The sequence below is a fragment of the Morganella sp. HSTU-ASny43 genome (assembly GCF_022819185.1).
Lineage (GTDB): Bacteria > Pseudomonadota > Gammaproteobacteria > Enterobacterales > Enterobacteriaceae > Morganella > Morganella morganii.
The window spans coordinates 64,899-77,642 of the sequence record NZ_WSPG01000014.1; the positions used below are offsets into that span (position 1 = coordinate 64,899).

Here is a 12,744-nt window from a genome sequence, read left to right on the forward strand (position 1 = left end):
TCTGGATAAAACGATGAAGAAAGGGGAAGGTTTCAGTATCACTGATTTCAGCTGAAACCGTTAAGATATTTGTGCGCCAGATCACAGCATAATACCTTCAATCTTAGCCTCACACACCTGTTACACAACTATTTTTAATATAAAATCTCAGATAGTTACAAATAATTCTCCTCCGGCAAGTGATCCGACAGAAAAATGTATGACTACAACCTGATTTTCCTGCTGCTTCAGCAGATGTGTGTGTACCTGGTTATCGCCTGGGTGCTCAGCAAAACGCCGCTGGTGCTGCCGGTCTTACAGGTGACTGTCCGCCTGCCGCACAAGCTGATGTGCTACCTGATTTTCTCCGTTTTCTGTGTCATGGGCACCTATTTCGGACTGAATATCAATGATTCCATCGCCAACACACGGGCTATCGGCTCCGTACTCGGCGGGTTGCTCGGCGGACCGTCTGTCGGGCTGCTGGTCGGTTTTACCGGCGGGCTGCACCGCTATTCTCTCGGCGGGATGACGGCGTTCAGTTGTATGGTGTCCACTATTGTCGAGGGGCTTATCGGCGGCCTGGTTCACCGCTACTATATGAAGCGCGGGCAGATCAACAAACTGTTTAATCCCTGGACAGCGGCCGGTGTGACCTTTGTTGCCGAACTGGCGCAGATGGCGATTATTCTGTTACTGGCACGGCCGTTTAATGAAGCGCTGAATCTGGTGAAAGATATTGCCGCACCGATGATTATCGCCAATACCATCGGTGCCGCTATGTTTATCCGTATCCTGCTGGACAGACGCGCTATCTTTGAAAAATACACCAGTGCCTTTTCCGCCCAGGCATTGAAACTGGCGATCAGTACAGACGGCGTGCTGCGCCAGGGATTTAACGAGACCAACAGCCGCCAGGTGGCACAGGTGCTGTATGATGAGCTGAATGTCGCCGCCGTGGCTATCACGGATACGGAAAAACTGCTGGCGTTTATCGGTGTCGGGGCGGATCACCATCTGCCGGGCACGCCGATTGCCTCGCGTTACTCCCGGCAGGCCATTGCCCATAATGAAGTGGTCTATGCCGACGGCAACGAAACACCGTACTGCTGTTCGATCAATCCGCACTGTAAACTCGGCTCTACGCTGGTTATCCCGCTGACCGGGGAGAATAAGCAGGTGGTCGGTACCATCAAGCTGTATGAGGTGAAGAACCGCCTGTTCAGCTCCATTAACCGCACGCTGGGAGAAGGGATTGCCAGCCTGTTGTCAGCTCAGATTCTGGCCGGGCAGTTTGAGCGAAGTAAGCAGTCACTACTGGAAACAGAGGTAAAATTGCTGCATGCCCAGGTAAACCCGCATTTTCTGTTTAATGCCCTCAATACCTTACAGGCAGTGATCCGCCGCGATGCGGAACAGGCACGGCATCTGGTGCAGAATCTCTCCACCTTTTTCCGTAAAAATTTAAAACGGCCGGGGGAGATAGCCACTCTCGCGGCCGAAATTGAGCATGTGAATGCTTACTTACAGATTGAAAAAGCCCGCTTCCGTGAACAACTCAGTGTGGATATCGCCATTCCGGATGCGCTGAAACAAGCCAGTCTGCCGGTCTTTTCGTTACAGCCCATTGTGGAAAATGCGATAAAACATGGTACATCACAGATATTTGAGCAGGGAAAAATTACCATAAGCGCACGGGCGGAGGGCAATACGCTTGTCATCCTGATTGCCGATAACGCCGGGCTGTATCAGCCGACCGGGATGAGTGACGGGCTCGGCATGGGGCTGGTCGATAAACGCATCAAAGTCCGCTATGGTAAACAATACGGCCTCAGTGTTCACTGCGAGCCGGAAGTAAAAACGACCATTATTCTGACCTTACCCTTCGACTCACCGGCAGGTGCGGCAGCACCGCCTGATAACTAAAAAAATGATAATGACACAATGAATGTTTTAATTGTTGATGATGAGCCACTGGCCCGGGAAAACCTGCGATTACTGCTCGATGCGTATCCTGACATCCATATCCTGGGTGAATGCACCAACGCCATTGATGCTATCGGAAAAATTCACCGCCTGAAGCCGGACGTGGTGTTTCTGGATATCCAGATGCCCCGTGTCACCGGGCTGGAAATGGTTGGTATGCTCGATCCCGGCCACCGGCCTGCGATTGTCTTTCTCACCGCCTTTGAAGAGTACGCCTTACAGGCTTTTGAGGAGGATGCGTTTGATTATCTGCTCAAACCGGTGGAAAAAGAGCGCCTGGACAAAACCCTGAACCGGCTGCGCCAGGGGCAGATCCGCCCGGCGGAGACCCCGGAACAGACAGAGCAACTGCGCTATATCCCGTGCAGCGGGCACAACCGTATCTGGCTGATGCCGGTTGAGGATGTGGTGTATGTCAATTCCCGTATCAGCGGCGTGTTTGTGATGAGCGCGCACGGCCAGGAAGGATTTACCGAGCTGACACTGCGCACTCTGGAAACCCGTACCCCGCTGCTGCGCTGCCACCGGCAGTATCTGGTCAATCTGACCCGTCTGCGGGAAATCCTGCTGGGCGATAACGGCCAGGCCGAGCTGATCCTGAGTAACGATGAAACCATTCCGGTCAGCCGCCGCTACCTCAGACCCCTGAAGGAAGCGCTGGGGCTGATTTAATACCAAAATCCGGACGCATAAAAAAAGCCCGGCAGGGATATCCCCGGCCGGGCTTTTTATGATTCAGAGAATCAATTATGCATCATTATTGCTACGACGACGTGGTGCGGAGTTTCCGCCTTCTTCGCGGCGGAAGCTGCGGCGCTCGCCCTGCGGACGGCGATCGCTGTTGCCACGGTCAGAACGCTCACCGTCACGGCGGTTACCACCACCGAAACTGCGGCCACCGTTACCACCACGGTCATTACCACCGCTGCGGCGTTCACGGTTGAACGGCTTCGCATCACCGACTAATGTCATGTTCATTGGTTTGTTCATCACACGGGTACGGGTGAAGTGCTGTAACAGGTCAGTCGGCATACCTTTCGGTAATTCGATAGTTGAGTGAGTATCAAACAGTTTGATGTTACCGATGTAACGGCTGTTGATATCACCTTCGTTAGCAATCGCGCCCACAATGTGACGGACTTCAACACCATCGGTACGGCCCACTTCAATGCGGTACAGTTCCATATCACCCACGTCACGGCGTTCACGGCGCGGACGATCACCACGCTCAGGGCGATCACCGAAACGGTCGTTGCGATCATTGCGGCGGCGATCATCACGATCATTGAACTCACGGCGCGGACGGCGTGGTGCATCCGGTGGCAGGATCAGTTTGCGCTCACCTTCTGCCATTTTCAGCAGAACAGCAGCCAGAGTTTCCATATCGATATCTGCGTCAGACTCATCGCTGTCTGCCGGAACCAGTTTTTTCAGCAGTGCACGGTACTGATCCAGGTTGCTGCTTTCCATTTCTGCATGGATAGTGGCAGCGAATTTTTCCTGGCGGCGCTGGCTGATCATCTCTGCATCCGGTAATTCTACCTCAGGGATGGTCAGTTTCATGGTGCGTTCAATGTTGCGCAGCAGGCGGCGTTCGCGGTTTTCAACGAACAGCAGAGCGCGGCCGGCGCGGCCCGCACGACCGGTACGGCCGATACGGTGAACATAAGATTCCGCATCCATCGGGATATCGTAGTTAACAACCAGGCTGATACGCTCAACATCCAGACCACGGGCTGCAACGTCTGTTGCAATCAGGATATCCAGACGACCATCTTTCAGGCGCTCCAGCGTCTGCTCACGCAGTGCCTGGTTCATGTCACCGTTCAGTGCAGCGCTGTTGTAGCCGTTACGCTCCAGGGTTTCTGCCACTTCCAGGGTCGCGTTTTTGGTACGGACGAAGATAATCGCCGCATCAAAATCTTCCGCTTCCAGGAAACGGACCAGTGCTTCGCTCTTACGTGCGCCGTAAGCAGTCCAGTAGCTCTGGCTGATGTCCGGACGGGTGGTGACGCTGGTCTGAATGCGCACTTCCTGCGGATCTTTCATGAAACGACGGGTAATGCGGCGGATAGCTTCCGGCATAGTTGCAGAGAACAGTGCTGTCTGGTGCTCTGCCGGGATCTGACTCATGATGGTTTCAACGTCTTCGATGAAGCCCATACGCAGCATTTCATCTGCTTCGTCCAGTACCAGACCTTTCAGGTTGGATAAATCCAGGGTGCCGCGTTTTAAGTGATCCAGCAGACGGCCCGGAGTCCCGACAACCACCTGTGGCCCCTGACGCAGAGCACGTAACTGGACGTCATAACGCTGACCGCCGTACAGGGCGACCACATTCACGTTACGCATATGTTTGGAGAAATCAGTACAGGCTTCCGCAACCTGGACCGCTAATTCGCGGGTCGGTGCCAGCACCAGAATCTGTGGTGCTCTCAGGTTCGGATCAATATTGTTCAGTAACGGCAGGCCGAATGCCGCCGTTTTACCACTACCTGTCTGTGCCATACCCAGGACATCACGTCCGGCAAGCAGGTGCGGAATACATTGTTGCTGGATCGGGGACGGCTTTTCGTAGCCCAGGTCGTCCAGTGCAGTCAAAATATCAGCTGATAAACCAATGTCAGCAAAAGAGATTTCAGTCTCAGTGGTCATGTAAAGGTGCCTCATACAAAATGGCGGCCAGTCTACACAACCCATCGGAAAGCATGTCGGTTGTTTTCATTTAAAAGTGTGAACTGGCTCAAATAAAATTATAAAACGAACAAAACATCCCCCCATCACTTTCGCGATGGTGAAAAATTAACGGTTTGAAGTGTGTTCGTCAGCTATTGTGGATCTGAATCCGTCAGGTCCTGTTCTTCATCACCTAACAGAGCTAATTCCAACAATGCGTAGCGGTGCTCAACGAAATTGTGTGCGTTGTTGGCAACCGTCAGCTTGAACAGCGTTTCAGCGCTGTCCGTATCCCCCAGACTCAGGTAGTATTTACCTAAATAGAAGTAGGTTTCACTGAGATGTTCAGCGAGCGAAGTGTTATCCGTTGAGAATTCCTTCAGCCGATCAAGCAGTGTCTTTTCACTGATGTCGCCGAGATAGAATTCAGCAATATTCCAGCCCCATTGTCCGCCTTTCGCCTGCTGATAGCGCTGACGTAAATCGGTCAGTGCTTTCTTCGGATCTATCTCTTTATCGACGAGATAAAGCCACAGCGAGCGGAACGGATCGTTTGGATCATCCTGATAAAACGCCAGCAAATCATCCCGCGCCACCGGATACCGGCCCCCGTAATACAGGGCAATACCGCGGTTCATACGCGCGTAGTTATAAGTTGGATCAAGCTCTAATACAGAATCATACGCTTCATAGGCAGCATCAAAGTTGCCTGCCTGCGTAAAATAAATGCCCAGGTAATTAAATATCTCCGGAATATCCGGACGCATTGATAACGCAACAGTAAAATCGTTACGTGCCAATGCACGCAATCCGAGGCTGTCGTACAACACACCACGCTGATAAAGCAGCTGGGCGTACTCGTCCTCAGTTAATGACCGGCTTGCCAGTATTTGTTCCATTCGGGCGAGGATCACTTCCTGCTGTAATGATGGTTGCAGGGGTACTGCAAGTAAATCCCCGGAGTGCCAGTTTTTACCGCTGCTGCATCCTGCGATAAAAATTATAGCTGCAATGCTCCACCAACGCAGAAAAAAATTCATTTCCTACTCCCGAAGTCAGATCCCTGAAAGGATAATCCTCTGACTGACAATAACCGAGTGCATTTTGCTTTTTTTGCCGAATGGCGCCCTTTTTACAGGACGCCACGACTTACGTCAAATTTTATTCAGCGTTATTTGCATCAGGGGTTGCATCCGAAGCCGGAGCTGCATCCTGACTGACTGCTTCTTTCATGCTCAGGCGGATACGACCCTGACGGTCGATTTCCAGTACCTTGACCGGTACTTCCTGACCCATTTCCAGATAATCTGATACTTTTTCAACGCGTTTGTCAGCGATCTGAGAAATATGCACCAGACCTTCTTTACCGCCGCCGATAGCCACGAAAGCACCGAAGTCAACGATACGGACAACTTTACCGTTATAGATACGGCCGACTTCCACTTCTGCGGTGATTTCTTCGATACGGCGGATAGCCATCTTCGCTTTATCGCCGTCAGTTGCAGCAATCTTCACAGTACCGTCATCTTCGATTTCGATAGTGGTGCCGGTTTCTTCGGTCAGGGCACGGATCACAGAACCGCCTTTACCGATAACGTCTTTGATTTTGTCCGGGTTGATGCGGATGGTGTGAATGCGCGGTGCAAATTCAGAGATATCAGCACGTGGTGAGTTGATAGCCTGTTCCATCACGCCCAGGATGTGCAGACGCGCACCTTTGGCCTGGTTCAGAGCCACCTGCATGATTTCGCTGGTGATACCTTCGATTTTGATATCCATCTGCAGGGCGCTGATACCGTCACGGCTGCCCGCAACTTTAAAGTCCATGTCGCCGAGGTGGTCTTCATCACCGAGGATATCAGACAGAACCACAAATTTGTCGTCTTCTTTCACCAGACCCATCGCGATACCGGCAACCGCTGATTTCACAGGAACACCTGCATCCATCAGTGCCAGAGATGCACCACAGACTGACGCCATAGAAGAAGAACCATTGGATTCAGTGATTTCTGAAACCACACGCACGGTGTACGGGAATTCTTCCTGGGATGGCATCACTGCCAGCACACCACGTTTCGCCAGACGGCCGTGGCCGATTTCACGACGCTTCGGTGAACCGACCATACCGGTTTCACCCACGCAGTACGGAGGGAAGTTGTAGTGGAACAGGAAGGTGTCAGTGATTTCACCCATTACCTGATCCAGAGTCTGTGCATCACGGGCAGTACCCAGCGTTGCTGTTACCAGCGCCTGAGTTTCACCACGGGTGAACAGAGAAGAACCGTGAGTACGCGGCAGAACACCGGTGCGGACATCCAGTGCGCGGACCATGTCTTTTTCACGGCCGTCGATACGCGGCTCGCCGTTCAGAACACGGGTACGGACAACAGATTTCTCAACCGCAGCCAGGATGTCGCTGATTTCATGTTTCAGTTCGCCGGTCAGCTCTTCGCCGCGTGCGGCAAATTCAGCTTCCAGTGCACTGATGGTTGCATCTTTAATGATATCAACCTGTGCGTAACGATCCTGTTTCTCAGTGATACGGTAAGCATCACCCAGCGCTTTTTCAGACAGTTCAGCAACGCGGTCACGCAGAGTCTGGTTAACAGGCTCAGGCTGCCAGTCCCACTTCGGCTTACCGGCTTCAGCGGCCAGTGCGTTGATGTTTTCGATAACAATCTGCTGCTGCTCGTGACCGAACACGACCGCACCCAGCATTTGTTCTTCGGTCAGCAGCTGTGCTTCTGATTCAACCATCAGAACCGCACCTTTGGTACCGGCAACAACCAGATCCAGTTTGCTTACCGCTAATTCGTCAGTGGTCGGGTTCAGAACATACTGGTCATTGATGAAACCAACACGTGCCGCACCAATCGGGCCGTTGAACGGAATACCTGACAGTGCCAGCGCCGCTGAGGCACCAATCATTGCCACGATATCAGGGTTAACCTGCGGGTTCACAGACACCACGGTTGCGATAATCTGAACTTCGTTCAGGAAACCTTCCGGGAACAGCGGACGTAACGGACGGTCAATCAGACGTGCGATCAGGGTTTCGCCTTCGCCCGGACGGCCTTCACGGCGGAAGAAGCTCCCCGGAATACGGCCGGCAGCGTAAGTACGCTCCTGATAGTTTACGGTCAGCGGGAAGAAGTCCTGGCCCGGTTTCATTTTTTTCTGGCCGACAACGGTAACGAATACCGCGGTGTCGTCCATGTTAACCATTACAGCTGCTGTCGCCTGACGGGCCATCATGCCGGTTTCGATAGTGACAGTGTGCTGACCATACTGGAATTTACGGATTGTCGGATTTAACAAAATAATATCCTTCTGGGTCTCTCACCCCGGCAGGGGTAAGTAGTGAAATGGTTCCTTCAGATACATCCTCGCGACTAATGACAACCTTTTCCTGCTGCCGGAAAGTGCTCTCATTAGCCGCGCGAATAGCTGTACCGAAGAATCGTTATTATTGCGGCAACAGCTCAGTGTGCCGCATTCAGAAGAAAAGGGGCCGTCGGCCCCTTTCCACTGAAACTTGTCTGAATTAGCGACGCAGGCCCAGACGCTCAAGAATTGAGGTATAGCTTGCTAAGTCTTTGCCTTTCAGATAGTTCAGGAGCTTACGACGCTGAGCAACCATACGCAGCAGACCACGACGGCTGTGGTGATCTTTTTTGTGCTCTGCAAAGTGACCCTGCAGGTGGTTGATCTGTGCAGTCAGCAGCGCGATCTGAACTTCGCTTGAACCGGTGTCGTTTTCGCCACGACCGAAATCAGCGACAATTTTCGCTTTCGCTTCAGTGCTTAGAGACATAATAGAACTCCAAATATACTTTGATTAATAAAAATGAGTGCCGATCTCTAATTCAGCATCTCAGGGAAATTGCCGCGTTATTCTACGCCGCCTGCGCCCTGAACGCAAGATGCGGCAATGCTTATTCCGTGTATTCCACAACAAGACGGCGCGGTGCCACCAGCCCGTCCTCACTGATCACCGCAAGGCCGATAAAGGCGGCATCATCACCCTGCGTTACGCGGGTTAATGTCTCCGGTGCCAGGTCATGCGGAGCCCGTACCGGCTGCCCCAGCTTAAAATACCCGGCAGTCACGTCCGTCAGATTGACCTGCGGGAAATGTGACACGGCGGTATCCATCGGCAGCAACAGCGGATCCAGTGCGGTTTCGAGCGGAGTTTCAGCCTCATCCGCCACACGGCGCATTTCCTGAAGCTGTTCCAGTGTCACCATCCGTTCTGCCGGATACGTGGCCACCTGCAGCCGGCGCAGCATAGTCACGTGAGCACCGCAACCGAGTTTCTCACCGAGATCATCAATGATAGTGCGGATATAGGTGCCTTTCGAGCAGTGAATTTCCAGCTCCAGCTCTTCCCCTTCATGGCGGATAAACAGCAGTTCATACACCGTGATCGGGCGGGCTTCCCGCTCTATGGTGATGCCTTTGCGGGCATACTCATACAGCGGACGTCCCTGATGCTTGAGCGCGGAATACATGGACGGTACCTGTAAGGTATCGCCCCTGAATGACTCCAGGGCAGCCGCAAGCTGTTCCGCCGTGAATGACAGCGGGCGCTCACTGATCACCTCACCCTGTGAGTCTGAGGTGTCCGTACGCTGCCCCAGGCGGGCAATCACGCGGTAACGTTTGTCGGAATCCAGCAGGAACTGTGAAAACTTGGTTGCTTCACCGAGGCAGACCGGCAGCATACCGGTCGCCAGCGGATCCAGCGCGCCGGTGTGACCGGCCTTGGCGGCATTAAACAGACGGCGGACCTTCTGCAATGCATCATTGGATGAAATGTCCTGCGGTTTATCCAGCAGGACAATGCCGTTGATATTACGGCCACGACGACGGCGTGCCATCAGTTACCCTCTTTGTCGTCCGCAGATTTACGCATATCCTGGTCGTGTTTGATCACATCAGACACCAGGTTAGACATACGCATCCCTTCGACCAGAGAGCTGTCATATTCAAATTTGAGTTCCGGAATAATGCGCAGGCGCATCTCTTTCCCCAGCAGGGAACGAATGTAGCCGGAAATATCATTTAAGACTTTGATGCCTGTTTTCACCTGCTCTGAATTATGGTCTTCATCCATAAAGTTCAGAAAGGTGACAAATACCGTGGCATAGGCCATATCGCGGGATAAATCCACGCCGGATACCGTTGCCATCCCCACACGGGGATCTTTAATTTCACGCTGCAGGATAATCGCAATTTCTTTCTGAATTTCCTGTGAAACGCGCTGAGTACGGCTGAATTCTCTCGCCATAGTTTCTCTCCTGAAAATCAGGGGGGCCATAAGCCCCCCAATTATATCATGTTATGTCATACCGTCAGGTGATCAGATAGTTCGCTGAACTTCAATCACCTGGAAGACTTCAATCATGTCTCCCGGGCGGACATCATTGTAGTTCTTGACACCGATACCACATTCCATCCCGTTACGGACTTCAGCAACGTCATCTTTGAAGCGGCGCAGAGATTCCAGCTCACCTTCATAGATAACCACGTTGTCACGCAGAACGCGGATAGGGTTATTACGTTTGATAGTTCCTTCCGTCACCATACAACCGGCGATGGCACCGAATTTCGGTGAACGGAACACATCACGGACTTCTGCCAGACCCATGATTTCCTGTTTGAATTCCGGCGCCAGCATCCCGCTCATTGCCTGTTTGATTTCATCAATCAGGCTGTAGATTACGGAATAGTAACGCAGGTCAACGCTTTCGCTTTCAATCAGGCGGCGCGCTGATGCATCCGCACGGACGTTAAAGCCGAGGATAATCGCGTTGGATGCCGCAGCCAGCGTGGCGTCAGTTTCAGTGATACCACCCACACCGGAACCGATGATTTTCACTTTGACTTCATCAGTTGACAGTTTCATCAGTGAATCGGTGATAGCTTCACAGGTACCCTGCACATCAGTCTTCAGAACGATGTTCAGTTCAGAAACCTTACCGCTTTCCATGTTAGCAAACATGTTTTCCAGTTTGGCTTTCTGCTGGCGTGCCAGTTTCACATCACGGAATTTACCCTGACGATAGAGTGCCACTTCACGGGCTTTCTTCTCGTCACGGACAACGGTCGCTTCATCACCGGCAGACGGTACGTTGGACAGACCCAGGATTTCCACCGGAATGGACGGACCCGCTTCGGTGATATCCTGACCCAGTTCGTTACGCATCGCACGGATACGGCCGTATTCAAAGCCGCACAGCACGATATCGCCTTTGTTCAGTGTACCGCTCTGTACCAGGATAGTGGCGACCGGACCACGGCCTTTATCGAGGTAAGATTCGATAACCACACCGCTCGCCATACCGGCACGCACTGCTTTCAGTTCAAGAACTTCAGCCTGCAGCAGGATAGCATCGAGCAGATCGTCGATACCGATACCTTTCTTCGCGGAAACGCTGATGAACTGAGTCTCACCGCCCCACTCTTCAGAGAGGATGCCGTACTGAGACAGTTCGTTACGTACGCGATCCGGATCGGCTTCCGGTTTATCAATTTTGTTCACCGCAACCACAACCGGCACACCCGCTGCTTTCGCATGCTGGATAGCTTCGATAGTCTGCGGCATCACGCCATCGTCCGCTGCGACAACCAGAACAACGATATCCGTTGCCTGCGCACCACGGGCACGCATGGAGGTAAACGCGGCGTGTCCCGGAGTATCCAGGAACGTGATAGCGCCTTTATCGGTGGTCACATGGTAAGCACCGATGTGCTGGGTAATACCGCCCGCTTCGCCGGAGGCGACTTTGGTGGAACGGATATAGTCCAGTAAAGAGGTTTTACCGTGGTCAACGTGACCCATGATGGTCACAACCGGCGCACGTGGTTCAGCCTGTGCTTCACCCATGTCACGGTCGTTCAGGATCGCTTCTTCCAGCTCGTTCTCACGGCGCAGGATAACTTTGTGACCCATTTCCTCGGCAACCAGCTGTGCGGTTTCCTGGTCAATCACCTGGTTGATAGTCGCCATAGCGCCCATCTTCATCATGGTTTTAATGACCTGAGAACCTTTTACCGCCATCTTGTTGGCTAATTCACCAACAGTGATGGTTTCACCGATAACCACATCACGGGTAACCGCTGCAACCGGCTTGTTAAAGCTCTGCTGCAGTGAGCTGCCTTTACGCTGTTTCTTACCGCGAGGCAGTTGCGCACGGGCTTCTTCGCGATCGGCTTTCTCAGAGTGACGGTTGTTTTTCTTCTGGCGGACGTTTTTCGCGCCACGGCCGCGGCCGCGGTTATCACCTTCAACTTTCGCATCACTTTCATCTTCCGCTTCACGGGCGTGAGCAGAGGTGGTGGTGTGATAGTCCGCGCTTTCTGTTTCTTCACTGACAGGAGCAGACCATTTCTCGCCGTTTTCTTCGGCCAGACGGCGCGCTTCTTCAGCTGCACGTTTCACTTCAGCTTCAAGTTTGCGCTGCTGTTCTTCTTCAGCTTTGCGTTTGATTTCAGCGGCTTCGGCTTCGCGGCGCACTTTTTCGCTGTTTTCCCGGGTATCAGCCGGGGCTGATTTCGCTTTATTTTCTTTCACGTTATTCTTTTCCGCTGCTTCACGCTTAGCCGGTTCTGCCGCTTGTTCAGTTACTTTCGCTGCTGCCGCTTCGCGTTTTGCCTTTTCTTCAGCCTCACGTTTGGCTTGCGCCTCTTGTCTGGCTTTTTCTTCGGCTTCACGACGGGCCTGCTCTTCAGCTTCGCGTCTTGCCTGCTCTTCCGCTTCACGCTGTGCCTGCTCTTCCGCGGCTTTTGCCTGTTCAGCGGCATCGCGGTTTACATATGTGCGTTTTTTGCGGACTTCAATATTAACCGATTTGCTCTTGCCACCGGTTACCGGAACACTCAGCGTACTGCGAGTTTTGCGCTGAAGTGTTAATTTACCCGGCTGACTTGCCCCGCCCTGTTCGCGGTTCAGATGGGCCAGCAGGGCCTCTTTTTCTTGCTGGGAAACGTTATCAGACGCCGTTTTTTTGATGCCGGCATCAGCAAACTGCTGTACCAGGCGCTCTACGGAAGTCTGAATTTCGTCTGCCAGTGATTTTACCGATTCTGTCATGCTGCTCC

General features: G+C 52.7%; 9 protein-coding genes. 2 read left to right on the top strand and 7 right to left on the bottom strand.

All coding sequences use genetic code 11. The features are described 5' to 3' along the window. The first annotated feature begins 195 nt into the window (after nucleotides 1-195). Both GN208_RS09490 and btsR read left to right on the top strand, forming a co-directional pair. Nucleotides 196-1,905 carry a sensor histidine kinase gene (locus GN208_RS09490; protein ID WP_036413162.1) on the top strand — a complete coding sequence of 570 codons (1,710 nt, stop codon included), beginning with the start codon at nucleotides 196-198 and terminating at the stop codon, nucleotides 1,903-1,905. 18 nt (nucleotides 1,906-1,923) lie between these two features. After that, nucleotides 1,924-2,637, top strand: a complete 714-nt coding sequence (gene btsR, locus GN208_RS09495) for a two-component system response regulator BtsR (protein ID WP_004234574.1) — start codon at nucleotides 1,924-1,926, stop codon at nucleotides 2,635-2,637. Between the two features lie 75 nt (nucleotides 2,638-2,712). Here btsR and GN208_RS09500 read toward each other — a convergent pair whose 3' ends face one another. The 7 genes from GN208_RS09500 to infB form a co-directional block, all read right to left on the bottom strand. After that, entirely contained in the window at nucleotides 2,713-4,620 is a 1,908-nt protein-coding gene (locus GN208_RS09500; protein WP_004234573.1) for a DEAD/DEAH family ATP-dependent RNA helicase, read from the bottom strand. Between the two features lie 173 nt (nucleotides 4,621-4,793). Next, nucleotides 4,794-5,681: a lipoprotein NlpI gene (gene nlpI / locus GN208_RS09505; RefSeq protein ID WP_004234572.1), complete on the bottom strand. Its 888-nt coding sequence runs from the start codon at nucleotides 5,679-5,681 to the stop codon at nucleotides 4,794-4,796. Between the two features lie 121 nt (nucleotides 5,682-5,802). Beyond that, nucleotides 5,803-7,959, bottom strand: coding sequence for a polyribonucleotide nucleotidyltransferase (pnp, locus tag GN208_RS09510; protein WP_004234571.1), 2,157 nt, complete (start codon nucleotides 7,957-7,959; stop codon nucleotides 5,803-5,805). 226 nt (nucleotides 7,960-8,185) lie between these two features. Then, nucleotides 8,186-8,455, bottom strand: a complete 270-nt coding sequence (gene rpsO, locus GN208_RS09515; RefSeq protein ID WP_004234569.1) for a 30S ribosomal protein S15 — start codon at nucleotides 8,453-8,455, stop codon at nucleotides 8,186-8,188. A gap of 121 nt (nucleotides 8,456-8,576) precedes the next feature. Next, entirely contained in the window at nucleotides 8,577-9,521 is a 945-nt protein-coding gene (gene truB, locus GN208_RS09520) for a tRNA pseudouridine(55) synthase TruB (RefSeq protein ID WP_004234566.1), read from the bottom strand. Further along, the gene (gene rbfA / locus GN208_RS09525; protein WP_004234563.1) at nucleotides 9,521-9,931 is read right to left on the bottom strand and encodes a 30S ribosome-binding factor RbfA; all 411 of its coding nucleotides are present in this window, start codon (nucleotides 9,929-9,931) and stop codon (nucleotides 9,521-9,523) included. The genes truB and rbfA overlap by 1 nt, the downstream gene beginning before the upstream one ends. 72 nt (nucleotides 9,932-10,003) lie before the next feature. Continuing rightward, nucleotides 10,004-12,736, bottom strand: a complete 2,733-nt coding sequence (infB, locus tag GN208_RS09530; protein ID WP_004234560.1) for a translation initiation factor IF-2 — start codon at nucleotides 12,734-12,736, stop codon at nucleotides 10,004-10,006. Between the last annotated feature and the right edge of the window lie 8 nt (nucleotides 12,737-12,744).

Bases quoted from the DNA above. Each gene is read 5' to 3' on its own strand.
- rpsO (WP_004234569.1), bottom strand. From the start codon at position 8,455: ATGTCTCTAAGCACTGAAGCGAAAGCGAAAATTGTCGCTGATTTCGGT.
- infB (WP_004234560.1), bottom strand. From the start codon at position 12,736: ATGACAGAATCGGTAAAATCACTGGCAGACGAAATTCAGACTTCCGTA.
- GN208_RS09490 (WP_036413162.1), top strand. From the start codon at position 196: ATGTATGACTACAACCTGATTTTCCTGCTGCTTCAGCAGATGTGTGTG.
- btsR (WP_004234574.1), top strand. From the start codon at position 1,924: ATGAATGTTTTAATTGTTGATGATGAGCCACTGGCCCGGGAAAACCTG.
- truB (WP_004234566.1), bottom strand. From the start codon at position 9,521: ATGGCACGCCGTCGTCGTGGCCGTAATATCAACGGCATTGTCCTGCTG.
- GN208_RS09500 (WP_004234573.1), bottom strand. From the start codon at position 4,620: ATGACCACTGAGACTGAAATCTCTTTTGCTGACATTGGTTTATCAGCT.
- rbfA (WP_004234563.1), bottom strand. From the start codon at position 9,931: ATGGCGAGAGAATTCAGCCGTACTCAGCGCGTTTCACAGGAAATTCAG.
- nlpI (WP_004234572.1), bottom strand. From the start codon at position 5,681: ATGAATTTTTTTCTGCGTTGGTGGAGCATTGCAGCTATAATTTTTATC.